Raw genomic sequence first — 21,263 nt, forward strand, 5'->3', positions numbered from 1 at the left:
AGTAACCGCGGTTAGATTCTCATGGCGGCGGGCTGTCAAACGCTCTGTTTTCAAATTAGAAGAATTACAAAGAAGGCATATTGCCAGAATGGCTTGGTCACGGCGAAGAAGAGTGCGCCCCGAAACACGCTGAAAAGCGCGGCGCAGCGTCGCATCGCTTACTGGACTTCGCTGCGGCGGCCGCGCCACGACATTCGCATGAGCCGTCTTGGCTTCGGTCGGGTCCTTGGTCCGCACTGAGCGCAGCAGCTCGCGCCCCCCTCGGCGGCCCGAACTGCATCGGGAACGGCCTTGCGGAACCAGTAGGCGCCTGTCTTGGGATGCTTGAACGGCCGGGCCCTTGAAAGGACCATGTGGATCACCCGGTTGTATCGCTCCGGCGTCCACTAAGCCATCGACGTCAGCTAAGGTGCTGACAAACCACCACTCTGGTAGATGAGTGGTGCCCAGGAGAGGACTCGAACCTCCACGCCCTTGCGAGCGCCAGCACCTGAAGCTGGTGCGTCTACCAATTCCGCCACCTGGGCAACGGCGGTCCGTGTACGGGGGCGGGCGGAGGCTGTCAACGGCGTTGTCGGCATTTTGTCATCGAATTGTGGATGGTCGGCGTTTCCGGCATGAGCGCGGTGCCGCCTGCGACAAGCTTGGTTGCGATTCAGCCGCCAAATAGCGGCGGTTCCGCTTCCCTTTAGAACGATCACATTCTAGGACAGCGGCACGTCCCTAGACGGAGCTTGAGCATCATGGCCACCCTGACCCCGTCCTCGCAGTTGATCACGGTCTTCGGCGGTTCCGGCTTCCTCGGCCGCCATGTCGTGCGCGCGCTGGTCAAGCGCGGCTATCGCGTGCGGGTCGCCGTGCGCCGGCCGGACCTTGCCGGCTTCCTCCAGCCGCTCGGCGTCGTCGGCCAGATCCATGGCGTGCAGGCCAATCTGCGCTATCCCGATTCGGTCATGGCTGCGGTCAAGGGCGCCGCCGCGGTGGTCAATCTCACCGGCATCCTGCAGGAGGGCGGCCGCCAGACCTTCGCCGGCGTCCAGGCCAATGGCGCGCGCGCCGTCGCCCAGGCTTGCGTCGCCCACGGCATCAGCCGGCTCGTCCAGATCTCGGCGATCGGGGCCGACAGCGAATCGGCCTCGGCCTATGGCCGCAGCAAGGCCGAAGGCGAAGCCGCGGCGCTGTCCCTGGTGCCGAGCGCCGTCGTCCTGCGCCCCTCGATCATGTTCGGGCCGGAGGATACGTTCTTCAACCGCTTCGCCGCGCTCGCCCGCATGCTGCCGGTGCTGCCGCTGGTCGGCGCGCAGACCAGGTTCCAGCCGGCCTTCGTCGGCGATGTCGCCGAGGTGATCGCGCGCGCCGTCGACGGCACCGTCCAGGGCGGACGCGTCTATGAACTGGGTGGCCCCGAGGTGAAGACCCTCGAGGAATTCGTCGCCTATGTCTGCGAGGTCACCGACCGCAAACGCTTGCTCGCGCCGCTGCCCTTCCCGCTGGCGCGCGTGCAGGCGCGCATCCTCGAGATCATCCACGCGGTCTCGCTCGGCCTGTTGCCGGCAGAGTTCAGGCTGACCCGCGACCAGGTCGCGATGCTCGAGAGCGACAATGTCGTCTCCGAGGCCGCCAAGGCGGAAGGCCGCAGCTTCGAGGGAATCGGCATCGCGCCGGTCTCGGTCGAGGCGGTCGTGCCCTCCTATCTCTGGCGCTTCCGCAAGACCGGCCAGTTCGACACCGCGCGCGCCGGCGGCTGAGGCGGTCAGGGTATCAGCACGAGCTTGCCGGTCGTCTGCCGGCTTTCGAGCGCCTGGTGGGCTGCCTTGGCCTGTTCGAGCGGATAGCTGCCCCCGGGCAGAACCTCGATCTCGCCGCGCGCCGCCAGCCCGAACAGCTCGGCCAGGTCGGCCTTGACCTCGTCCTGGCGCAGCAGCGGCAGCAGCGTGAAGCCGGCCAGCGACTGGTTGCCGGCGACGAGCGCCTTCAACTCGGGCAGGCCGAGCGCGAAATCCTGCAGGTTGAGGGCGCCAAAGGCCACGATCCGACCGAGCGGAGCAAGCAGCCCGAGACAGGCCGACATCACCGTGCCGCCCGTCGATTCATAGATAATGTCGAAGCCGGTACCTCCGGCAATGGCGCGCGCCTGTCCGGTCCAGCCGGGCTGCGAATAATCGACGCCCTCTTCCGCGCCGAGCCGGCGCGCGACGGCGAGCTTCTCGGCCGAGCTTGCGGCTGCGATGACGCGGGTTGCACTCGCACGCCCTGCGATCTGCACCAGCAGGCTGCCGACGCCGCCCGCAGCGGCGCTGACGAGCACCGACTTGCCGGCCGGCGGCGCCTGCCGGACGAGATGAAGAGCCGTCAGCCCCTGCACCATCAGGGCGGCCGCCCTCGCGAAGGGAAGCTCGTCGGGCAGGGGCACGAGCCAGTTGGCATTGACAGCGACATAGTCGGCATAGCCGCCCGAGAAGTTGCCGGCGGCGAATAATGGCGCCGCGACGCGCTCGCCGATCCGGACCGTGTCGACCCCGGCACCCAACGCCTCGACCGTGCCGGCGACCTCGACGCCCGGGATCATGGGCAGGGTCGGTGTGCCGCCATAGCGGTCCTGCCGCTGCAGGGTCTCGAAGAAATTGACTCCCGCCGCGCCGACGCGGATCAGCGCCTGGCCGGGGTCGGGAAGAGGTCTGGCGACCTCGGCGGGTTCGAGCACCTCGGGGCCGCCAAAGCGGCTGATCTGGATGGCCTTCATGGCTCTCTCGCGGCAGGAGTGATCGTGCCGCGGGTTCTGCGCTATGATCCCGATTGGTGACTACACACCGATTTGTTCCATACAGACCGGAAGGTGACCATGGCTGATCCGATGAAGCGCCTGCCGATGCAGCCGGTCGAGCGCGCGCTCAAGGTGATCTCGGGACGCTGGAAGGCGATCATCCTCTACCAGCTCTTCGACGGGCAAAAGCGCCTGTCGGAGTTGAAGGGGCTGGTGCCGCGCATCAGCCAGAAAGTGCTGATCCAGCAGCTGCGCGAAATGGAGGAGCACGGGCTCGTCCATCGCGAGATCTTCCGGCAGGTGCCGCCGCGCGTCGACTATTCGGCGACTGCGCTGGGGCTGAGCCTCGAGCCGGTCATTCGCTCGCTGTGTGACTGGGGCCGCAAGCACGCGGCCGATCTCGACGAGCTCGACAGCCTCTCAGAGTGCCGGCTGCCGCCGGTCGCAGCGACGAACGAGGCGGCTTGAGTACCGGGCGCGGGGCCATTTGCCCCGCAGCCCTTATCCGTGGAGATGCGATCTTCGATCGCGCGTCGGGATGAAGGCCGAGGGGCCGTCTCCTCAGAGCATGCTGGGCAAGACACGGTCCGGTGGCTTGTGCCCGTCCATGAAGGTCTTGATGTTGACGATGACCTTCTCGCCCATATCGGCGCGGCCCTCATGCGTGGCCGAGCCCATATGCGGCAGCACCACCACCTTGTGCTGGCGCGCCAGCTTGAGCAGGCGCGGGTTCACCGCCGGCTCGTGCTCGAACACGTCGAGCCCGGCCCCGGCGAGCTCGCCTGCCTCGAGCATGCGGGCGAGGGCGGTCTCGTCGACGATCTCGCCGCGGGCCGTGTTCACCAGGATGGCGTCGGGCTTCATCAGCTTGAGCCGGCGCGCCGAGAGCAGGTGATAGGTCGCCGGCGTATGCGGGCAGTTGATCGAGACGATATCCATGCGCGCCAGCATCTGGTCGAGCGAGTCCCAATAGGTGGCGTTGAGCGCCTCCTCGGTGCGGGCATCGACGCGGCGGCGGTTGTGGTAGTGGATCGAGAGCCCGAAGGCGGCGGCGCGGCGCGCCACGGCCTGGCCGATGCGGCCCATGCCGACTATGCCGAGCCGCTTGCCGGTGATGCGCCGCCCGAGCATCCAGGTCGGCGACCAGCCGGCCCATTCATCGTCGGGGATGACGCGCGCGCCTTCCGAGATGCGGCGCGCGACCGCGAGGATCAGCGCGATCGTCATGTCGGCGGTGTCGTTGGTCAGCACGCCCGGCGTATTGGTGACGGTGATCCCGCGCTGCACGGCGCTGGCGACGTCGATATTGTCGACGCCATTGCCGAAATTGGCGATGAGCCGGAGCTGGTCGCCTGCCTGGGCGATGACGGCGGCGTCGATCTTGTCCGTCACGGTCGGCACCAGCACGTCGGCCGACTTCACCGCCTCGACCAGGGCGGCCTGGCTCATCGGCGTATCGTCGATATTGAGCTTGGCGTCGAAGAGTTCGCGCATGCGTGTTTCAACCACGGCGGGCAGCTTGCGTGTGACCACGACCAGCGGCTTCTTCTTCGTCATCGGCGGCTCCTCTCCTGCGAGTCCCCGCGACAATGCCGCCATTCCGCCTCAACCCCTCATTAACCGAGGCGCTTCAGGAATGAAGGCAGCGTGATCGCGCGCGCTGACACGTTGTTAAGTGGCGCCGTGCCGGATGACAACATGACCCTTCGGCGGGCGCATGCCGTCCCGGCCGGGCGGAACAGGACGAGGATTGAGCGGATGGGTGGCCCTGCGATGCGTGTTGTTCTGCTTGCGACGGCGCTCCTGGCCGGCTTGGGTTCTTCCGCTTCGGCCCAGGATATGACGGCGGGCTCGGTGACCGGCCTGCCGATCCCGCGCTATGTCAGCCTCAAGTCGGACCGCGTGAACCTGCGCGAGGGGCCCTCGAAGGAGCATCGCACCCGCTGGGTCTTCCAGCGCGCCGGCCTGCCCGTCGAGATCACCGCCGAATTCGAGACCTGGCGGCGCGTGCGCGATGCCGATGGCTCGGAAGGCTGGGTGCTGCACAGCCTGCTCTCGGGCCGGCGCACGGCACTGGTCGCGCCCTGGTCCAAGGTCAAGGACGAGACTTTCCCGCTTTTCGGCAGCGCCAATGACGGCTCGTCGGTGGTCGCCCGGCTGCAGCCCGGCGTCATCGCCAACGTCACCTCCTGCGCCAATGCCTGGTGCCATGTCACCGTCGCCAAGATGGATGGCTACATCAAGCAGGAGCGGCTCTGGGGCGTGTATCCGAACGAGAAGGTAGACTGACGCGGTCCCCGCTGCGGAGTTCACAAGGCTCCAACGTCATTGCGAGGAGCATAGCGACGAAGCAATCCAGGGGGCGTAGAGTTCTGCCGCCCTTGGATTGCTTCGCTTCGCTCGCAATGACGATGGAGCTGTAGCTATTTGGAGTGATTCAGCCGTCGGTCTTGCGCAGCCGCACCACGACATCGACCCGGGCGATCTCGTAGCCCTCCGGCGGCTCCGGCAGCGCGGCGACATCGACGGCCGAGGCGGGGATGTCGATCACCGTGTTCTCGCCGTCGACGACGAAATGGTGGTGCTCGCTGTTGTCGGTGTCGAAAAAGGTCTTGGCGCCGTCGATCGCGAGCTCGCGCAGCAGGCCCGCTTCCGTGAACTGATGCAGCGTATTGTAAACCGTCGCGAGCGAGACCGGCACGCGCGCCTTCATCGCCTCCTCGTAGAGCATCTCGGCGCTGATATGCCTGTCGCCCTTGGCGAAGAGCAGCCAGCCGAGCGAGACGCGCTGCCGCGTCGGGCGCAGCCGGACACGTCGCAGCCGCTGGCGCACGTCATGGAACGGGCAACCCTGGCGTCCGCTCGATCCGTAGCCCTGCTCGGGAGCGATCTGGTCGGTCATGCGTCGGGTCGGCCTTTCCGGTTGCTGGCGCCATGTCGCCAGGCTGGCGACGCGAATTCACAGCTCAAATGTAAGGCCTGGGCCCGACAGCCGCAAGCATTGGCGGGCGGCCTCTCGCCATGACCTTCCGGTGAATGCCGCGCCTTGCGCCCTTTTGTTTCGGCGCAAGCCCGTGTTACGCACGCACCGGGATAGGACCGCCGTTGCTGCCATGTGAGAGCAGCGGCGGGCGGCCGATACGGAGCGAGGAAGTATGGAGCGGCAGTCGTCATTCAGCTACGAGGAGATCCTCGCATGCGGACGCGGGGAGCTTTTCGGGCCGGGCAATGCGCAATTGCCGCTGCCGCCGATGCTGATGTTCGATCGCATCACCGAGATCTCCGAGGATGGTGGTCCGCACGGCAAGGGCTTCGTGCGCGCCGAGCTCGATGTCCGCCCCGATCTCTGGTTCTTCGACTGCCATTTCAAGGGCGATCCGGTGATGCCGGGCTGCCTCGGGCTCGATGCGCTCTGGCAGCTCACCGGCTTCTTCCTGGGCTGGCTCGGCCTGCCGGGCCGCGGCCGGGCCCTCGGTGTCGGCGAGGTCAAGTTCGCCGACCAGGTGCTGCCATCGGTCAAGAACGTGGTCTATGGCGTCGAGTTCAAGCGCGTCTTCAAGTCCAAGCTCGTGCTCGGCATCGCCGATGGCTGGCTGGAAGCCGACGGCAAGCGGATCTACACGGTGGCGGACATGCGTGTCGGCCTGTTCGTGCCGCAATGAACTGATCGGCGGCGGGACTTCGAAAGGTGATGGCCCGCGCGTCCGATCTGACCGGCGTCTGGCACGGCCTCTACACCTATGAGATGGCGGCCGAGCCGATCTATTTCGTCGCCACCCTGATCGAATCGGGGCGATGGCTCACCGGCTCGACCCATGAATCGGAGATCGGGCGCAATGGTGCGCCGCTGACGCTCTTCGCGATGCTCGAGGGCGGGCGTGACGAGCTATCGGTCCGCTTCACGAAGACCTATGATGGTACGGGTGGCTGGTCGCACAGCGTCGCCTATGACGGCACGCTGAGCGCGTACGCGACCGAGATCGAAGGCCGCTGGACGATCGGACGGGAAGCCTCGGGCCGCTTCCTGATGATCCGCTCCGCGGGAGCGAGCGAGAGCGTCGTCAGGCGGGCTTTTGCCAAGGTTTGAGTTGGACGCGAACGCGGTTCATTGTGGTGAAGAGCGGCGTTGCCCTTGCGTCTGCGTCATTCCCGGTCCATCTCCGGGGCGCAAATTGATCGGAACGGGCGCTTGAGCAGTCCCGACATGCGAAGCGGAGTGAACGGTATGAGGCGCGTAGTGGTCACCGGGATGGGCATCGTCTCGTCCATCGGCAACAATACGCAGGAAGTGCTGGCCTCGCTGCACGAGGCCAAATCGGGCATCTCCTTCGTGCCGGAATTCGCCGAGCACGGCTTCCGCAGCCAGGTCGGCGGCGTGCCGACTCTCGATGCCGCCAGCGTGCTCGATCGCCGCGCCATGCGCTTCCACGGTGGCGGCTCGGCCTGGAATCAGGTCGCGATGGAGCAGGCCATCACCGATTCGGGGCTGGAGCCGGGCGAGATCAGCCATGAGCGCACCGGCATCATCATGGGCTCGGGCGGCCCCTCCACCCGCGCCCTGATCGACGCCTATGACAAGGCGCGCGAGAGCGGATCCTCCAAGAAGGTCGGCCCCTTCGCCGTCCCCAAGGGCATGTCCTCGACCGCCTCGGCGACGCTCGCCACCTGGTTCAAGATCAAGGGCGTCAACTATTCGATCTCCTCGGCCTGCGCGACCTCGAACCATTGCATCGGCAATGCCTATGAGCTGATCCAGTGGGGCAAGCAGGACGTCATCTTCGCCGGCGGCTGCGAGGAGCTCGACTGGACGCTCTCCGTCCTGTTCGACGCGATGGGCGCGATGTCGACCGATTTCAACGCGACCCCCTCGGTGGCCTCGCGGGCCTATGATGCCAAGCGCGACGGCTTCGTCATCGCCGGCGGCGCCGGCGTCGTCGTGCTGGAGGAGCTGGAGCACGCCAAGGCGCGCGGCGCCCGCATCTACGGCGAGATCGTCGGCTACGGCGCGACCTCGGACGGCTACGATATGGTCGCTCCCTCCGGTGAGGGCGCGGTGCGCTGCATGAAGATGGCGCTCGAGACCGTGAAGACCAGGATCGACTACATCAATCCGCACGGCACCTCGACCCCGGTCGGTGACGGCAAGGAGATCGAGGCGATTCGCGAGGTGTTCGGCGCAGGCGAGAAGAGCCCGCCGATCTCCGCCACCAAGTCGCTGACTGGCCATTCGCTCGGCGCGACCGGCGTGCAGGAGGCGATCTACTCGCTCCTGATGCTGAACAACGACTTCATCTGCGAGAGCGCGCATATCGAGGAGCTCGATCCCGCCTTCGCCGACATGCCGATCGTGCGCAAGCGCATCGACAATGCCGGCCTTGGCACCGTGCTCTCCAACTCCTTCGGCTTCGGTGGCACCAACGCCACCATCGTGATGAAGCGCCTGGAAGCCTGAGCGCCATGCTCTTCATGGTGATCGAGCATTTCGACCAGGCGCGGGTGAAGGAGATCTATGCCCGCTTCCATGAGCGCGGCCGGATGGCTCCGGATGGCCTGCGCTATGTCGACAGCTGGATCTCCGCCGATTTCGCCCGCTGCTTCCAGATCATGGAATGCGATGACGTCACCCTGTTGCAGGAATGGGTGCTGGCCTGGGGCGATCTCGCCCGGTTCGAGATCGTGCCGCTGGCAACCTCCAAGGCGACCGCCGCAGCGGTGAAGAAGCATCTCTAGAGCATTTTCGAGCGACGTGGACACCGGTTCGCGTGAAGAAAATGCGTCGAAACAAATGATGGAGAATTTTCGCGATTCGAAGAAACGCGGAAATGCTCCAGCCGCTGGCGGGGAGAAGATTGTGGTTGAAGAGCTTCAGCCCGCCGTTGCCGAATTCGTATCCGCCCTCCTAAATTCCTGAATCAGTCGCCGAGACAGGCCCATGCCCTCCCTGATGCACAAAAAGCGCGGCCTCGTCATGGGCGTCGCCAACCAGAACTCCATCGCCTGGGGCATCGCGCGCACGCTGCACGAGCACGGCGCCGAGATGGCCTTCACCTATCAGGGCGATGCGCTCGGCAAGCGCGTCAAGCCGCTGGCCGAGAGCATCGGCTCCAAGCTCGTGCTGCCCTGCGATGTCGAGGATGTCGCGACGGTCGATGCCGCTTTCGCCGCGATCGACGAGGCCTGGGGCGGCGATCCCGAGCGCAACACGCTCGACTTCCTGATCCATGCCATCGGCTTTTCCGACAAGAACGAGCTGAAGGGCCTCTACGCCGACACCACGCGCGAGAATTTCTCGCGCACCATGGTGATCTCCTGCTTCTCTTTCACCGAGGCGGCCAGGCGCGCCGCCGAGCGCATGCCCAAGGGCGGCAGCATGATCACGCTGACCTATAGCGGCTCCACCCGGGTGATGCCGAACTACAATGTCATGGGCGTCGCCAAGGCAGCGCTCGAGGCGAGCATGCGTTATCTCGCTGCCGATTACGGCCCGAAGGGCATCCGCGTGAACGCACTCTCGCCTGGACCGGTGCGCACGCTCGCCGGCGCCGGTATCTCGGATGCGCGCGCCATGTATTCCTGGCAGCGCGCCAACTCGCCTTTGCGCAAGTCCGTGACGCTGGAGCAGATCGGCGGCTCGGCGCTCTACTATCTCTCCGACCTCTCCGGCGGCGTGACCGGCGAGATCCACCATATCGATGCCGGCTATCACATCACCCAGATGCCAGTGCTCGAGGGCCTGCGCGCGGCCGACACCGGCAACGGCGAGTAGGCGGCTTCAGAGCATTTTCGAGCGAAGTGGATACCGGTTCGCGTGAAGAAAATGCGTCAACACAAATAGAGAGAGCATTTCCGCGATTCGGAGAAACGCGGAGATGCTCTAGCGCTGGGTGAAGAAGGTCAGGAGCACCTTGCCCTTCTCGCCCAGCAGGCAGAGGAAGCGCCGCGGCTTGTCGGATCGGTCGGTGCGCAAATAGGCCTCGCCCATGATGATGCGCGTGACCGGGATATCCTCGATCTTGGTCTCGGAGACTGCGATCGTCAGCCCGTCTTCATCGATAAAGATGTCCTTGATCTCGGGCTCCCGCGCCGTGATCACGGTCATCGCCGCCGATTTGCAGGAGGCGACCTCCGGAGAGGCCGGCTTTTCGCTTGGCGTCGGTGCCTGGGCCAGCGCCGGGGCCGCGAGCAGGAGAAGCGAGAAGGCGAGGGGGGCTTTGCGGAGCATGTCAGGGCCTCTGTTGAGATAGAGGCTCAACGCTTCGAAGAAGGCGACGGTTCACCGTGGGGTGTAATCCCGTGTCTGCGCAGCGGCATTTCATGCCGCAGCGCGCACGGGATGACGCCCTTCACGAGCGGCTCAGAGCCCCAGCTTCTTCTTGCGCTGGCCGAGCGTCCGCAGCCGCAACGCGTTGAGGCGGATGAAGCCGGCTGCGTCGCGGTGGTCATAGGCGACGGCGCCCTCTTCGAAGGTCACCAGATCCTGGTCGTAGAGCGAGTAGGGGCTGGAGCGCCCGACCACATGCACGCCGCCCTTGTAGAGCTTGAGGCGGACCTGGCCGGCGACGAATTCCTGGCTCTTGTCGATCAGTGCCTGCAGCATCTCGCGCTCGGGCGAGAACCAGAAGCCATTATAGATCAGCTCGGCATATTTCGGCATGATCTCGTCCTTGAGATGCGCCGCGCCGCGGTCGAGCGTGATCGACTCGATGGCGCGGTGCGCCACGTGCAGGATCGTGCCGCCGGGCGTCTCGTACATGCCGCGCGACTTCATGCCGACATAGCGGTTCTCGACCAGGTCGAGCCGGCCGATGCCGTTGGCGCGGCCGAGCTCGTTGAGCTTCGCCAGCAGGGTGGCCGGCGAGAGCTGCTCGCCGTCGATCGCGACGGCATCGCCCCTCGCGAAGTCGATGGTGATGTAGGTCGGCTTGTCCGGCGCGTCCTCGGGCGAGATCGTGCGGGAATAGACGTAATCGGGCACTTCCTGCGCCGGGTCCTCCAGCACCTTACCTTCCGAGGAGGCATGCAGCAGGTTGGCGTCGACCGAGAACGGCGCTTCGCCGCGCTTGTCCTTGGCGATCGGGATCTGGTGCTGCTCGGCGAAGGCGATGAGCTGCTCGCGCGAGCGCAGGTCCCATTCGCGCCAGGGCGCGATCACCACGACGTCGGGCTTCAGTGCATAGGCGGTCAGCTCGAAGCGGACCTGGTCGTTGCCCTTGCCGGTCGCGCCATGGGAGACGGCGTCGGCGCCGACCTTCTCGGCGATCTCGATCAGCTTCTTGCCGATCAGCGGCCGGGCGATCGAGGTGCCCAGCAGGTAGACGCCCTCATAGGCGGCATTGGCGCGGAACATCGGGAAGACGTAGTCGCGCACGAATTCCTCGCGCAGGTCCTCGATATGGATGTTCTCGGGCTTGATGCCGAGCAGCAGCGCCTTCTGGCGGGCGGGCTCGAGTTCCTCGCCCTGGCCGAGATCTGCGGTGAAGGTCACGACCTCGCAGTTATAGGTGGTCTGCAGCCATTTCAGGATGATCGAGGTGTCCAGCCCGCCCGAATAGGCGAGCACGACCTTCTTCACGTGCTTGTCGGCCATCGATGGTCTTCCTGCTGCGGCGGCATGAACATGCCGATTGGATAAGGTTCTGCGTGCCGTGTTTTCGGCTCAATGGCGCACTATCGCAGGCCTTGGGGCGACGCAATCGGAACCTTCTGATCGGTTCGACGTCTCCATGTGATGGATCGTGTCGGGGCACGGGTCCTGGGGAGCAAGGCCGCATTGTGCTTGCGGTCGTGCTGCGACGGGACGAAGCTGGGCTTGCGACTCAAATATCCGATGACTGACCTGGAGGCTGAATGCCGAATCGTCCCGTCCTCGACTTCTGGTACGAGTTCGCCTCCCCTTATTCCTTCCTGAGCGCGTTAAGGGCTGAAAGCTTGGCAGAAGAGGCTGGCGTATCCTTGCGCTGGCGCCCGTTTCTGCTTGGGCCGATCTTTGCCGGACAGGGCTGGACGACATCGCCGTTCAATCTCTTCCCGAACAAGGGGCGTTATATGTGGCGCGACCTCGAGCGCCAGACCGCACGCTCCGGCGTCAAGCTGGTGCGGCCCAACCCGTTCCCGCAGAATTCGCTCGTCGCCGCGCGTGTCGCGCTGGCCGGCCGCGAGGCCGGCTGGATGCCCGCTTTCTCTCAGGCACTATTCAGGGCTGCCTTCTGCGAGGGGCGCAATATTGCCGAGGAGGCGGTGCTGGTCGCTGCGCTGAAACAGGCCGGCGCCGATCCCAGCCACGCCCTGCCGGCTTCGCGCAGCGAGGAGGTCAAGGGCCGGCTCAAGGCGGAGACCGAACTCGCAAAATCGCTCGGCATCTTCGGCGCGCCGACCTTCGTCACCGGCGACGGCGAATTGTTCTGGGGCGATGACCGGCTGGAGGAAGCCCTCAACTGGGCCCTGCACGGCCGCTGAGGCCGATAGCCGGTCTGGTCTTGTCTCCATCGGGCGCGGCGCGCGCACCCGATGGAACGTGTTTGCGGGCCTGGCCTCAGTAGCAGGGTGGGTAGGGGTAATAGCCGCAGGCCGGCCGGGCATAATAGGGATAGGCTGCAGCCGCTCCGATCGCGGCGCCGGCAGCCACCGCTCCGACCGGATAGGCGGGGTGGGCATACCAGGCGCCGTGATAGACCGGCGCGTGCCAGTATGCGCCGCCGAAGCCGCCGACATGGGCATAGCCACCGCCCCAGCCGCCGACATGCGCAAAGCCGCCGCCGCCAGGGCCACGGAACGCGAAGGCGTCGATGAAGACGGCGGCGGGGCCGCCACTGATCGTCGAGCCCTCCAGGACCGACACGTCGAAGCTCAAAGTGGTGCCGTCGAGCTTGGGGGCTTTCAGCACGACGACCGCATCCGCGACTTCGCCCGGCTTGGCGCCGAGCACCGAGACCGTGGCGTTGGGCGGATCCTTGGCGAAGCTGTCCTTGCCCTCATCCCATTGCTGAAGGAATTGCTGGATCATCTCATGGCCGGCCGCGCGAGTGGGGCGGTCGGCGAAGACGATGATGTTGGGCGTGACGCCGGTCAGGACGAGCTTTCCGCCCTCCAGCTTCGCTCCGGCGGCATTCATGACCGCGAGGGAGGGGATGGGGCGGCTCGCATGTGCTTGCCCGATCGTCTTTTCGAGCGGCACGTGAGGCGTGGGCGAAGGTTGCTGTGCCCAAGCACTGCATATGGATAGGGCGAGGGTCACGGCCGTACCGAGAATAAGATGCGGGCGCTTCGACATGCGTTTGCTCCCAATTTGCAAAAGGTTGCGAATGAACACCGACGGACCCGTCGCCCTGGGAATGATCTGCTTGAAGACTGTGTCGTGAAGCGATGAGGATCGTCCGGCCACAGGTGTCGGCGATCGCTAGGCGATAAGTAGGCGCGAGGCTGTCGTCCGAGACACTTCGAAATTCGACGGTCAAAGCCGACGGGAATTCATCCCGGCGGGTCGTAACGCGAGGCATTCCGGACCCGGCCCTCAAGTGCGGTGCATTGCCGGCACCTTGCCAGATCCGGGCGCCACTCATCCATAGCACGGCACCTAAAGCAAGATGTGAGCGCCGCGACTTTGCCTATACTTGCGAGCGGCCAGGGCCTGCCCGCGTCATCGATGTCAGGGCGAGGGCATTTTCGAGCGAAGTGGGTACCGGTTCGCGTGAAGAAAATGCATCAAAACAAATAGATAGAGAATTTTCGCGATTCGGAGAAACGCGGGAATGCTCTAGGACGATCCCCCCGTCGGCCGTGACCACGGTCCGCCGCGCGCCGATTCCTCGACCATGGTCGGCAGGTCCGGCCGCTGCGCGACTTTCGGTGGATGCGGCGGCATTGCCGGCATGCGTCCTCCCGCCGTCTCGACCAGCGCCTGCACCCGCTTGGTGATCGAGGGATGGGTCGAGAACAGGTCGGCGAAATCGTCGGGATCGTTCTCGAAACACATGTCCATCACGCCGGAGGGCACGCCGTCGATATCGGCGCGGCCGGAGATCTTGAGCAGGGCCGAGATCATCGCATCCGGGTTCTTGGTCAATTCGACCGCGCCGGCATCGGCGAGATACTCGCGCGAGCGCGACAGCGAGAGCCGGATCAGCACGGCGAGCAGCCAGGAGATCGCGATCACCGCGATGCCGATGACGATCGCGACGCCGCTGCCCTTCTTGGCGTCGTCGGAGGAGATGCGCACCCGCCCGAAATTGCGGAAGACGATCTCGCCGACGAAGGAGATCACGCCGGCGATGACCACGGCGATGATCATCAGCCGGACATCGCCATTGCGGATATGCGTCAGCTCATGGGCGAGGACGGCCTCGACCTCGTCGTCGGTCAGTGCCTCCAGCAGGCCCGAGGTCACCGTCACCGTGAACTGCTTGTCGTTGACGCCGCTGGCGAAGGCGTTGAGCGCATCGTTCTGGACGATCGCGAGCTTCGGCATGGTCAGCCCGCGCGAGATGCAGAGGTTCTCCAGCATCCGGTAAAGCTTCGGATTGGCCTCGCGCGTCACGCCCTGCGAGCCGGTCACCGCGCTGATCAGCCCGACATTCATCTTGAAGCCGATGAAGACCCAGGCTCCGGCCGCCATGGTGATGAAGGGCAGCCAGTTCCAGAACAGCCGCCAGGTTTCGCCGGAGACGGTGCGCCCGCGCGGCACCCCGCCATAGCCGTAGCCCATCAGGATCAGCCCGTAGCTCGTCAGGTAGACGAGCAGGAACAGCCCGGCGATCAGGAAGCCTGACCTGATCCGGTTGTTGCGCTGATGCGTGTAGAGCCCGAAGGCCTGGCCGACCATCGCGACTGCTCCCCGCCGCCGTCAGGCGACGTCAGAACTTCACGCTCGGCGGCGCCTCGAGCTGGGTGCGCGCCTGCTCGCCGACATCGAAGAACTCGCGCGGCGAGAAACCCATCTGCGGGGCGAAGAACACCGCCGGGAAGGCCTGGATCGCCGCGTTGAACTCGCCGACCGCGTTGTTGAAGAAGCGCCGGGCCGCCGCGAGCTTGTCCTCGACATTGCTGAGCTCGCCCTGGAGCTGCTGGAAATTGGCGCTGGCCTTGAGGTCCGGATAGGCTTCGGCGAGGGCGAGCAGCCGGCCGACGGCGCCCGATAATTGCTGCTCGGCCTGGGCCTGGGCCTGCGGGCCATGCGCGCTCTGCGCGTCGTTGCGCGCCTTGATCACCGCATCGAAGGTCTCGCGCTCATGGGTCGCGTAGCCCTTCACCGTCTCGACCAGGTTGGGGATCAGATCGTGGCGCTGCTTCAGCTGGACATCGATATCGGCGAAGGCCTGATTGGTGCGCTGGCGCATCGAGACCAGGCCGTTATAGGTCATGATCAGGTAGATGGCGATGGCTGCAATCAGCCCGAAAACAATCCAGCCCATACTCGGCTCCTTCCCCCGGCGAAACCCGGCCGCAAGGTGGCACGAAGCGCGACCGCGGGAAAGCCGGTTTCCAGGTTGGGCAAGGCTGGAAGAGACCTGAGCTGCCCTCTCCCGGCAAGGAGAGGGCAGGTGAGATGTCGATCCCGTGACCTGAGCGGCGACGCCGCCCCTCAGGGCCGCTTCGGGATCTCCAATCCGCGCTGCACGGCGGGGCGGGCGAGGCCGCGCTCCAACCAGGCCGGGACGTTCTTCAGGCTGGCGAAATCGACCAGCTCGCCGGCTGCGTAGAAGCCGTTGATGTTGCGGACCCAGCCGAGCAGGGCGATGTCGGCGATCGTGTAGTCATCGCCCATGATCCACTGGCGGCCGGCGAGCCGGGTCTCCAGCACGCCGAGCAGGCGCTTGCTCTCGCTGGCGTAGCGATCGCGCGGGCGCTTGTCCTCATATTCGCGGCCGGCGAACTTATGGAAGAAGCCGAGCTGCCCGAACATCGGGCCGACCGCGGCCATCTGGAAGAACACCCACTGGATGGTCTCGTAGCGCTGGGCCGGATCGGCCGGCAGCAGCTTGCCGGTCTTCTCGGCGAGATAGAGCAGGATCGCACCGGATTCGAAGAGGCCGAGCGGCTTTCCGCCGGGGCCGTTGGGATCGATGATCGCCGGGATCTTGCCGTTTGGATTCAGCGACAGGAATTCCGGCCCCCAGGTCTCGTTCTTGCCGATATCGATGGTGTGCGGCTCGTACGGCAGCCCGAGCTCCTCCAGGGCAATCGAGACCTTCACGCCGTTCGGGGTCGGCAGGGAGTAGAGCTGGATGCGGTCGGGATGCTGCGCCGGCCAGCGCTTGGTGATCGGAAAGGCGGAGAGATCGGCCATGGGGTATCCTCGAAGCTGAAGCGCAGGCTTGCGCCGTCGCGGCATGTGTAGCGGTCGCCACCGACGAGAGCGAGCGACGCTGCTCGTGCCCGACGCGCCTCTGCTGCATGGCGCCGATCATTCCCGCCGCAACGCCAGGGCGTGTCAGGGGTCCGTCAGTGACCTCCCTCACAGTCCGCTGGCGGCCACGGCCTAAGGTGGTCTGGGTCTTCCAGCATGATCGGGGCGAGCGGCTGATGGGCAATGTTGTCGACCTAGGGATGGTCAGGTACCTGATCCAGCAATTCGGCCTGCCGGTCGCCGAGGCGGTGCGGGTCGACATGGTGATCGCAGCCGAATACGGGCTCGTTCCCGCCCCGCCGCCGCCCGCGCGCGATCAGGGAAGCCGCCGCGGCTTCAAGCCGGCACGGAGGGTGCGGGCGTGACGATGGCGGATCTGGCCTTCTACCTGTTCAGCTTCTTCAATGGACTGCGGGTCTTCTCCTATTTGCCGCAGATCGTCAGGGTGATGCGCGACACCCAGGGAGCGGTCGCGATCTCCTATTCGACCTGGGGACTCTGGACGGCGGCGAACGCGTCGACCTCGCTCTATGCCGCCGTGAGCCTTCACGACGTCGCCCTGGCGCAAATCAACGCGCTGAATGCCCTGTTCTGCACGATCGTGATCGGCGTGACCGCGTTCAAGCGTCACCAGCTGCGCCTGGCCTGCGCGAGGGCGACGCCGACGAAGCTGCGGCCCCTGACGGATGTCGCGCGATAGTTTCGTCCGCGTCGGCCCGGCTTTGGCCATTGATGCAGGCAAGCGCCCCATAGCGGCAGCGCTCGCCGCTAGAGCACCCGCCAATCTGATCGCGAGGCGAGCAGATCGGAACATGCGTTCTCTATCAATCGTTGAGAGGCGGATTCACCGATCGGGTTGGTTCAACCTGATCGGTGAATCCGCGTCTTGCGGAAGGAAACCAGATGCCTTTGACCTTACGCGGCTCGTGCCGCTGCGGCGCGGTCGGCTTCTCCCTGGAGAGCCACACGCCCGTGCCCTATCAGCTCTGCTATTGCTCCATTTGCCGCAAGACCGCCGGAGGCGGTGGCTACGCCATCAACATCATGGGCGACGCCGGCACCCTGAAGGTCGAGGGCGAGACGTCGATCGGCGTTTTCCGGGCCGAGCTTTGCGACGATGACGGCGCCTGCGAGACCTCGAGCGGCCAGCGCCGCTTCTGCACGGGCTGTGGCACGGCGCTCTGGATGTACGATCCGAGCTGGCCGGAACTCGTCCATCCCTTCGCCTCGGCGATCGATACCGACCTGCCGGTGCCTGAGGAGAAGACCCATCTCATGCTGCGTTTCAAGGCGAGCTGGGTCGAGCCGGATATCGGCCCCAACGACCAGCGCTTCGACGAGTATCCCGTCGAGTCGATCGAGGCCTGGCACCGCAAGCGCGGGCTTTGGATCGACTGAACGGCGGTCAGCTTCAGCCGGATAGATGCTCGTGCAGGAAGGCGCCGACGGAAGCGATGGCCATTCGTCCTGCCGTCAGCCGTTTCGCCCAGAGCGGCCATGCGTGGATCATCTCCGGCCAGATCTCGACACGGGTCGAGACATCCGCCGCACCCAGCCGGCCAGCGATGCGCACGGCGTCGTCGAGCAGCGTTTCGGCCGAGCCGACGATGATCAGGCAGGGCGGCAGGCCGGACAGATCGGCATGGAGCGGCGAAGCCAGCGGATCGACGGCGCTGGTGCCGTCCAGATAGGCCGCGGCCAGCTCTTCCAGATATTCGCGATGGATCAGCGGGTCGATCGCCGCCTTGCTCGCCATGCTCGCCCCGGTCATGGCGAGATCGACCCAGGGCGAGGCCAGCCAGGCGCAGCCGGGCAGGGCGCGGCCGCCATCCCGCAGCCGGAGCATTGTGGCGAGCGATAGTCCCCCGCCGGCACTGTCGCCGCTGATTGCGATGCTGCCGGCGGGAATGCCGAGCCCGAGCAGATGGTCGAAAGCCGCAAGCGCATCCTCGATCGCCGCGGGAAACGGATGTTCCGGCGCCAGCCTGTAGCCGAGCGCCAGCGTCCGGACCTTGGCTGCCCGTCCAACCTCGGAGACCATGCCGCGATGGCTCTTGATCGAGCCGGAGCAATAGCCGCCGCCATGAAGGAAAAGCAGCACCTTCGATGCGTCGCTGCCGGGGGCGAGCGACCACTCTGCGTCGCATGGGCCGATGCGGACCTGTTCGAAGCTGATATCTGCGGCGACACCGTCGATGGAGGCCACGGCATCGAGCCGTTCCCGCCGCTGCGCCCAGCCGACCGGCCGCGGCTGAGAGCTCAGCAGCGCCCTGACCGCCTGAATCTCCTGATCCGCCATCATGCCCCCCGCTTCCTGATGTGGACGATCCGTCGTTACCCGGTCGCCATGTCAATCGTCGCTGTAGCGCTGCTCCGCCCAGGGATCGCCGCGGTCGTGATAGCCGCGCACCTCCCAGAAGCCGGGCTTGTTGCGCATCACGAACTCGATGCGCTTCAGCCATTTCGCGCTCTTCCAGAAATAGAGCTTCGGCAGCACCAGCCTGACCGGCCCGCCATGCTCTGCCGCCAGCGGCTTGCCCTCCCAGCTATGGGCGAGCAGCGCGTCCTCGCTGGCGAAATCCTCCAGCGTCAGGTTGGTGGTGTAGCCGTCATAGCTGTGCAGCACGACGAAATCGGCGCCGGGCTTGGGCCTGACGACATCGAGCAGATGCTGCGTCGAGACGCCCTGCCAGCGATTGTCGTAGCGCGACCAGGTCGTGACGCAATGGATGTCGGAAATCTCCTCGACCTGCTCCTGCGCCAGGAAATCGGCCCAGCGCCAATGCATGCGCTCGCCGACCGCACCGTCGATGTCGAGCGTCCAACTCGGCAAGGCGATCGCGGGCTGCAGGCCGAGATCGAGCACCGGCCATTCCTTCACCAGGTGCTGGCCCGGCGGCAGCCGCTCCTCCTCGGGCCGGGTGATCCGCCCGGTGATGAACTTGCCCTCGACAGCCCATTTCTGCTTGGTGCGGGTGAGCTTGCTGTCCTCGGGCGTTTCGGGATCGTCGGTCATCGCCATCTTCCGCTCGCTAGAGCCGTCCTGTCCGCAAGGATCGGCCTGCGGAGCGGCGATCGCAAGCGCAATTGCCCGGGTTGGGTCGAGGAACGACACTTGCCCTCGACCGGCCTATCGACTACATCCCGCTCGTCCGAAGGGCCGTGATCGATCACAGCCGGGGGCGGCCTTCCTGGTCGGCTCCCGTTTCGTGTTGGGGCGAGCCTTGCGGATGCGGATCATGTCCGGCGGCTCAGCGCCGCCCATCCTCGCCCGATGCAACGGCATCGCGGCATGGACGCCTCGATGAGGCGCCGTCGGAGACGGTCCGGATCGCAGCACCAACCCAAGCGGCGCTTGCCGGATCGCGCGAGACGCGACCGGCCCCAGGAGAACATATGTCAGCAGTTGAAAGCTATCACGCGGGCCGCGAGGATTTCGCCGCTCTGCTCGAAGAGTCCTTCTCGCGTAACGACGCGCTCGAAGGCTCCGTCATCAAGGGCATCGTCGTCGCCATCGAGAAGGATATGGCGATCATCGATGTCGGCCTGAAGACCGAAGGCCGCGTCGCCCTCAAGGAATTCACCGGCCCCGGCCGCGACCAGGACATCAAGGTCGGCGACGAGGTCGAAGTCTATCTCGACCGGATCGAGAACGCGCTCGGCGAAGCCGTCATCTCGCGCGACAAGGCTCGTCGCGAGGAGAGCTGGGTCAAGCTCGAGAAGGCCTTCGAGGCCCGCGAGAAGGTTACCGGCGTCATCTTCAACACGGTCAAGGGTGGCTACACCGTCGATCTCGACGGCGCCGTCGCCTTCCTGCCGCGTTCGCAGGTCGACATCCGCCCGATCCGCGACGTCGGCCCGCTGATGGGCCAGCCGCAGCCGTTCGAGATCCTCAAGATGGATCGCCGCCGCGGCAACATCGTCGTCTCGCGCCGCACGGTTCTCGAAGAGACCCGCGCCGAGGCTCGCTCCGAGCTGGTCGCCTCGCTTGAAGAGGGCCAGGTCATCGACGGCGTCGTCAAGAACATCACCGAGTACGGCGCGTTCGTCGATCTCGGCGGCATTGACGGCCTGCTGCACGTGACCGACATGGCCTGGCGCCGCGTCAACCATCCGTCCGAGGTCGTGACCATCGGCCAGACGGTCAAGGTCAAGATCATCAAGATCAACCAGGAGACGCACCGCATCTCGCTTGGCATCAAGCAGCTGCTGGCCGATCCGTGGGATGGCATCGCTGCCCGTTATCCGGTCGGTGCGCGCCTCAAGGGCCGCGTCACCAACATCACGGACTACGGCGCGTTCGTCGAAGTGGAGCCGGGCATCGAAGGCCTCATCCACGTCTCCGAGATGTCCTGGACCAAGAAGAACGTCCACCCCGGCAAGATCGTCTCGACCTCGCAGGAAGTCGACGTCGCGATCCTCGAGGTCGATCAGGTCAAGCGCCGCATCTCGCTCGGTCTCAAGCAGACCCTCCGCAATCCCTGGGAGGTCTTCGCCGAGCAGCACCCGGCCGGTTCGGTGGTCGAGGGCGAGGTCAAGAACAAGACCGAGTTCGGTCTGTTCCTGGGCCTCGAGGGCGATATCGACGGCATGATCCACCTCTCCGATCTCGACTGGAACCGTCCGGGCGAGCAGGTCATCGAGGAATACAAGAAGGGCGACATGCTCCAGGCTGTCGTTCTCGATGTGGACGTCGAGAAGGAGCGTATCTCGCTCGGCCTGAAGCAGCTCGCGGGTGATCCCTTCGTGGATGCCGGCGAGTTCAAGAAGGGCCAGGTCGTCACCTGTGAGGTGATCGAGGTCAAGGAAGCCGGTCTCGACGTCAAGATCGTCGGCACCGACATGACCACCTTCATCAAGCGCGCCGAGATCGCCCGCGATCGCGCCGAGCAGCGCCCCGAGCGCTTCGCCGCCGGCGAGAAGGTCGATGCCCGCGTCATCCTGTTCGACAAGAAGGCTCGCAAGATCCAGGTGTCGATCAAGGCGCTGGAAATGGCCGAGGAGAAGGAGGCGATCGCCCAGTACGGCTCGTCCGACTCCGGCGCCTCGCTCGGCGACATTCTCGGCGCGGCCCTCAAGAAGGCCAACACCGAGAAGAAGTGATTGTCGGGCCGCGTCACGCGGCCTGACCAGACCATCGGCCCGCGCGGAGAAATC

At 65.7% G+C, this 21,263-nt stretch carries 24 protein-coding genes and 1 tRNA gene; 13 read left to right on the forward strand and 12 right to left on the reverse strand.

What is annotated here, in order from left to right:
* Positions 1–440: 440 nt before the first annotated feature.
* Positions 441–527 (reverse strand) — tRNA-Leu (locus tag EV560_RS22650).
* A gap of 216 nt (positions 528–743) precedes the next feature.
* On the opposite strand from EV560_RS22650, the gene EV560_RS22655 reads away from it, so the two are divergent.
* Complete coding sequence (locus EV560_RS22655; protein ID WP_131858084.1) at positions 744–1,748, forward strand: complex I NDUFA9 subunit family protein; 1,005 nt, start codon at positions 744–746, stop codon at positions 1,746–1,748.
* A 5-nt stretch (positions 1,749–1,753) separates the two neighbouring features.
* On the opposite strand, the gene EV560_RS22660 is transcribed toward EV560_RS22655, so the two are convergent.
* Positions 1,754–2,743: a quinone oxidoreductase family protein gene (locus tag EV560_RS22660; RefSeq protein ID WP_131858085.1), complete on the reverse strand. Its 990-nt coding sequence runs from the start codon at positions 2,741–2,743 to the stop codon at positions 1,754–1,756.
* Between the two features lie 99 nt (positions 2,744–2,842).
* On the opposite strand from EV560_RS22660, the gene EV560_RS22665 reads away from it, so the two are divergent.
* Positions 2,843–3,232, forward strand: coding sequence for a winged helix-turn-helix transcriptional regulator (locus tag EV560_RS22665; RefSeq protein ID WP_131858086.1), 390 nt, complete (start codon positions 2,843–2,845; stop codon positions 3,230–3,232).
* Between the two features lie 93 nt (positions 3,233–3,325).
* Here EV560_RS22665 and EV560_RS22670 read toward each other — a convergent pair whose 3' ends face one another.
* On the reverse strand, positions 3,326–4,321 hold the full coding sequence (locus EV560_RS22670; RefSeq protein WP_131858087.1) for a 2-hydroxyacid dehydrogenase: 996 nt from the start codon (positions 4,319–4,321) through the stop codon (positions 3,326–3,328).
* A gap of 216 nt (positions 4,322–4,537) precedes the next feature.
* Here EV560_RS22670 and EV560_RS22675 point away from each other — a divergent pair, with 216 nt between their 5' ends.
* Complete coding sequence (locus EV560_RS22675) at positions 4,538–5,053, forward strand: SH3 domain-containing protein (protein WP_131858088.1); 516 nt, start codon at positions 4,538–4,540, stop codon at positions 5,051–5,053.
* A 148-nt stretch (positions 5,054–5,201) separates the two neighbouring features.
* On the opposite strand, the gene irr is transcribed toward EV560_RS22675, so the two are convergent.
* A complete protein-coding gene (gene irr / locus EV560_RS22680; RefSeq protein ID WP_131858089.1) occupies positions 5,202–5,666 on the reverse strand; it encodes a Fur family transcriptional regulator Irr in 465 nt (154 codons plus the stop codon).
* Positions 5,667–5,919: 253 nt separating this feature from the next.
* On the opposite strand from irr, the gene fabA reads away from it, so the two are divergent.
* The 5 genes from fabA (at position 5,920) to fabI (ending at position 9,530) form a co-directional block, all read left to right on the forward strand.
* Positions 5,920–6,426 (forward strand): 3-hydroxyacyl-[acyl-carrier-protein] dehydratase FabA, encoded by a 507-nt coding sequence (fabA, locus tag EV560_RS22685; RefSeq protein WP_131858090.1) that lies wholly within the window; start codon positions 5,920–5,922, stop codon positions 6,424–6,426.
* A gap of 29 nt (positions 6,427–6,455) precedes the next feature.
* On the forward strand, positions 6,456–6,851 hold the full coding sequence (locus tag EV560_RS22690; RefSeq protein WP_131858091.1) for a hypothetical protein: 396 nt from the start codon (positions 6,456–6,458) through the stop codon (positions 6,849–6,851).
* Positions 6,852–6,989: 138 nt separating this feature from the next.
* On the forward strand, positions 6,990–8,216 hold the full coding sequence (fabB, locus tag EV560_RS22695) for a beta-ketoacyl-ACP synthase I (RefSeq protein ID WP_131858092.1): 1,227 nt from the start codon (positions 6,990–6,992) through the stop codon (positions 8,214–8,216).
* A 5-nt stretch (positions 8,217–8,221) separates the two neighbouring features.
* Complete coding sequence (locus tag EV560_RS22700; protein WP_114829046.1) at positions 8,222–8,494, forward strand: DUF3303 domain-containing protein; 273 nt, start codon at positions 8,222–8,224, stop codon at positions 8,492–8,494.
* A gap of 202 nt (positions 8,495–8,696) precedes the next feature.
* Positions 8,697–9,530: an enoyl-ACP reductase FabI gene (gene fabI / locus EV560_RS22705; RefSeq protein WP_131858093.1), complete on the forward strand. Its 834-nt coding sequence runs from the start codon at positions 8,697–8,699 to the stop codon at positions 9,528–9,530.
* 108 nt (positions 9,531–9,638) lie between these two features.
* Here the strand turns inward: fabI and EV560_RS22710 are convergent, their stop codons facing one another.
* Both EV560_RS22710 and EV560_RS22715 read right to left on the reverse strand, forming a co-directional pair.
* Positions 9,639–9,986 carry a hypothetical protein gene (locus EV560_RS22710; RefSeq protein ID WP_131858094.1) on the reverse strand — a complete coding sequence of 116 codons (348 nt, stop codon included), beginning with the start codon at positions 9,984–9,986 and terminating at the stop codon, positions 9,639–9,641.
* A 132-nt stretch (positions 9,987–10,118) separates the two neighbouring features.
* Positions 10,119–11,351 (reverse strand): argininosuccinate synthase, encoded by a 1,233-nt coding sequence (locus EV560_RS22715; RefSeq protein ID WP_131858095.1) that lies wholly within the window; start codon positions 11,349–11,351, stop codon positions 10,119–10,121.
* Between the two features lie 260 nt (positions 11,352–11,611).
* Here EV560_RS22715 and EV560_RS22720 point away from each other — a divergent pair, with 260 nt between their 5' ends.
* The gene (locus tag EV560_RS22720; protein ID WP_131858096.1) at positions 11,612–12,220 is read left to right on the forward strand and encodes a 2-hydroxychromene-2-carboxylate isomerase; all 609 of its coding nucleotides are present in this window, start codon (positions 11,612–11,614) and stop codon (positions 12,218–12,220) included.
* A gap of 76 nt (positions 12,221–12,296) precedes the next feature.
* Here the strand turns inward: EV560_RS22720 and EV560_RS22725 are convergent, their stop codons facing one another.
* From EV560_RS22725 to EV560_RS22740, 4 genes are all read right to left on the reverse strand, one after another.
* The gene (locus tag EV560_RS22725) at positions 12,297–13,034 is read right to left on the reverse strand and encodes a hypothetical protein (protein ID WP_131858097.1); all 738 of its coding nucleotides are present in this window, start codon (positions 13,032–13,034) and stop codon (positions 12,297–12,299) included.
* Between the two features lie 483 nt (positions 13,035–13,517).
* The gene (locus EV560_RS22730) at positions 13,518–14,582 is read right to left on the reverse strand and encodes a M48 family metallopeptidase (protein ID WP_131858098.1); all 1,065 of its coding nucleotides are present in this window, start codon (positions 14,580–14,582) and stop codon (positions 13,518–13,520) included.
* Positions 14,583–14,613: 31 nt separating this feature from the next.
* Complete coding sequence (locus tag EV560_RS22735) at positions 14,614–15,171, reverse strand: LemA family protein (protein ID WP_131858099.1); 558 nt, start codon at positions 15,169–15,171, stop codon at positions 14,614–14,616.
* 170 nt (positions 15,172–15,341) lie between these two features.
* Positions 15,342–16,046, reverse strand: coding sequence for a glutathione S-transferase N-terminal domain-containing protein (locus tag EV560_RS22740; RefSeq protein ID WP_131858100.1), 705 nt, complete (start codon positions 16,044–16,046; stop codon positions 15,342–15,344).
* Positions 16,047–16,204: 158 nt separating this feature from the next.
* Between EV560_RS22740 and EV560_RS22745 the strand changes: the two genes are divergently transcribed.
* The 3 genes from EV560_RS22745 (at position 16,205) to EV560_RS22755 (ending at position 17,504) form a co-directional block, all read left to right on the forward strand.
* Positions 16,205–16,471 (forward strand): hypothetical protein, encoded by a 267-nt coding sequence (locus tag EV560_RS22745; protein WP_131858101.1) that lies wholly within the window; start codon positions 16,205–16,207, stop codon positions 16,469–16,471.
* On the forward strand, positions 16,468–16,806 hold the full coding sequence (locus EV560_RS22750) for a hypothetical protein (RefSeq protein WP_131858102.1): 339 nt from the start codon (positions 16,468–16,470) through the stop codon (positions 16,804–16,806). Before EV560_RS22745 ends, EV560_RS22750 begins: the two co-directional genes overlap by 4 nt.
* A gap of 203 nt (positions 16,807–17,009) precedes the next feature.
* Positions 17,010–17,504, forward strand: coding sequence for a GFA family protein (locus EV560_RS22755; protein ID WP_131858103.1), 495 nt, complete (start codon positions 17,010–17,012; stop codon positions 17,502–17,504).
* A gap of 13 nt (positions 17,505–17,517) precedes the next feature.
* On the opposite strand, the gene EV560_RS22760 is transcribed toward EV560_RS22755, so the two are convergent.
* Positions 17,518–18,405: an alpha/beta hydrolase gene (locus EV560_RS22760; RefSeq protein WP_131858201.1), complete on the reverse strand. Its 888-nt coding sequence runs from the start codon at positions 18,403–18,405 to the stop codon at positions 17,518–17,520.
* A 51-nt stretch (positions 18,406–18,456) separates the two neighbouring features.
* Positions 18,457–19,122: a sulfite oxidase-like oxidoreductase gene (locus EV560_RS22765; protein WP_131858104.1), complete on the reverse strand. Its 666-nt coding sequence runs from the start codon at positions 19,120–19,122 to the stop codon at positions 18,457–18,459.
* A 380-nt stretch (positions 19,123–19,502) separates the two neighbouring features.
* Between EV560_RS22765 and rpsA the strand changes: the two genes are divergently transcribed.
* On the forward strand, positions 19,503–21,209 hold the full coding sequence (gene rpsA, locus EV560_RS22770; protein WP_131858105.1) for a 30S ribosomal protein S1: 1,707 nt from the start codon (positions 19,503–19,505) through the stop codon (positions 21,207–21,209).
* Positions 21,210–21,263: the final 54 nt, after the last annotated feature.

The organism is Allobosea sp. BK604 (assembly GCF_004341515.1).
GTDB lineage: Bacteria > Pseudomonadota > Alphaproteobacteria > Rhizobiales > Beijerinckiaceae > Allobosea.

Bases quoted from the DNA above. Each gene is read 5' to 3' on its own strand.
- fabI (WP_131858093.1), top strand. From the start codon at position 8,697: ATGCCCTCCCTGATGCACAAAAAGCGCGGCCTCGTCATGGGCGTCGCC.
- EV560_RS22765 (WP_131858104.1), bottom strand. From the start codon at position 19,122: ATGACCGACGATCCCGAAACGCCCGAGGACAGCAAGCTCACCCGCACC.
- fabA (WP_131858090.1), top strand. From the start codon at position 5,920: ATGGAGCGGCAGTCGTCATTCAGCTACGAGGAGATCCTCGCATGCGGA.
- EV560_RS22690 (WP_131858091.1), top strand. From the start codon at position 6,456: ATGGCCCGCGCGTCCGATCTGACCGGCGTCTGGCACGGCCTCTACACC.
- EV560_RS22670 (WP_131858087.1), bottom strand. From the start codon at position 4,321: ATGACGAAGAAGAAGCCGCTGGTCGTGGTCACACGCAAGCTGCCCGCC.
- EV560_RS22715 (WP_131858095.1), bottom strand. From the start codon at position 11,351: ATGGCCGACAAGCACGTGAAGAAGGTCGTGCTCGCCTATTCGGGCGGG.
- EV560_RS22710 (WP_131858094.1), bottom strand. From the start codon at position 9,986: ATGCTCCGCAAAGCCCCCCTCGCCTTCTCGCTTCTCCTGCTCGCGGCC.
- EV560_RS22735 (WP_131858099.1), bottom strand. From the start codon at position 15,171: ATGGGCTGGATTGTTTTCGGGCTGATTGCAGCCATCGCCATCTACCTG.
- EV560_RS22720 (WP_131858096.1), top strand. From the start codon at position 11,612: ATGCCGAATCGTCCCGTCCTCGACTTCTGGTACGAGTTCGCCTCCCCT.
- irr (WP_131858089.1), bottom strand. From the start codon at position 5,666: ATGACCGACCAGATCGCTCCCGAGCAGGGCTACGGATCGAGCGGACGC.
- fabB (WP_131858092.1), top strand. From the start codon at position 6,990: ATGAGGCGCGTAGTGGTCACCGGGATGGGCATCGTCTCGTCCATCGGC.
- EV560_RS22725 (WP_131858097.1), bottom strand. From the start codon at position 13,034: ATGTCGAAGCGCCCGCATCTTATTCTCGGTACGGCCGTGACCCTCGCC.
- EV560_RS22755 (WP_131858103.1), top strand. From the start codon at position 17,010: ATGCCTTTGACCTTACGCGGCTCGTGCCGCTGCGGCGCGGTCGGCTTC.
- EV560_RS22660 (WP_131858085.1), bottom strand. From the start codon at position 2,743: ATGAAGGCCATCCAGATCAGCCGCTTTGGCGGCCCCGAGGTGCTCGAA.
- EV560_RS22740 (WP_131858100.1), bottom strand. From the start codon at position 16,046: ATGGCCGATCTCTCCGCCTTTCCGATCACCAAGCGCTGGCCGGCGCAG.
- EV560_RS22655 (WP_131858084.1), top strand. From the start codon at position 744: ATGGCCACCCTGACCCCGTCCTCGCAGTTGATCACGGTCTTCGGCGGT.
- EV560_RS22675 (WP_131858088.1), top strand. From the start codon at position 4,538: ATGCGTGTTGTTCTGCTTGCGACGGCGCTCCTGGCCGGCTTGGGTTCT.
- EV560_RS22700 (WP_114829046.1), top strand. From the start codon at position 8,222: ATGCTCTTCATGGTGATCGAGCATTTCGACCAGGCGCGGGTGAAGGAG.
- EV560_RS22730 (WP_131858098.1), bottom strand. From the start codon at position 14,582: ATGGTCGGCCAGGCCTTCGGGCTCTACACGCATCAGCGCAACAACCGG.
- EV560_RS22665 (WP_131858086.1), top strand. From the start codon at position 2,843: ATGGCTGATCCGATGAAGCGCCTGCCGATGCAGCCGGTCGAGCGCGCG.
- EV560_RS22760 (WP_131858201.1), bottom strand. From the start codon at position 18,405: ATGGCGGATCAGGAGATTCAGGCGGTCAGGGCGCTGCTGAGCTCTCAG.
- rpsA (WP_131858105.1), top strand. From the start codon at position 19,503: ATGTCAGCAGTTGAAAGCTATCACGCGGGCCGCGAGGATTTCGCCGCT.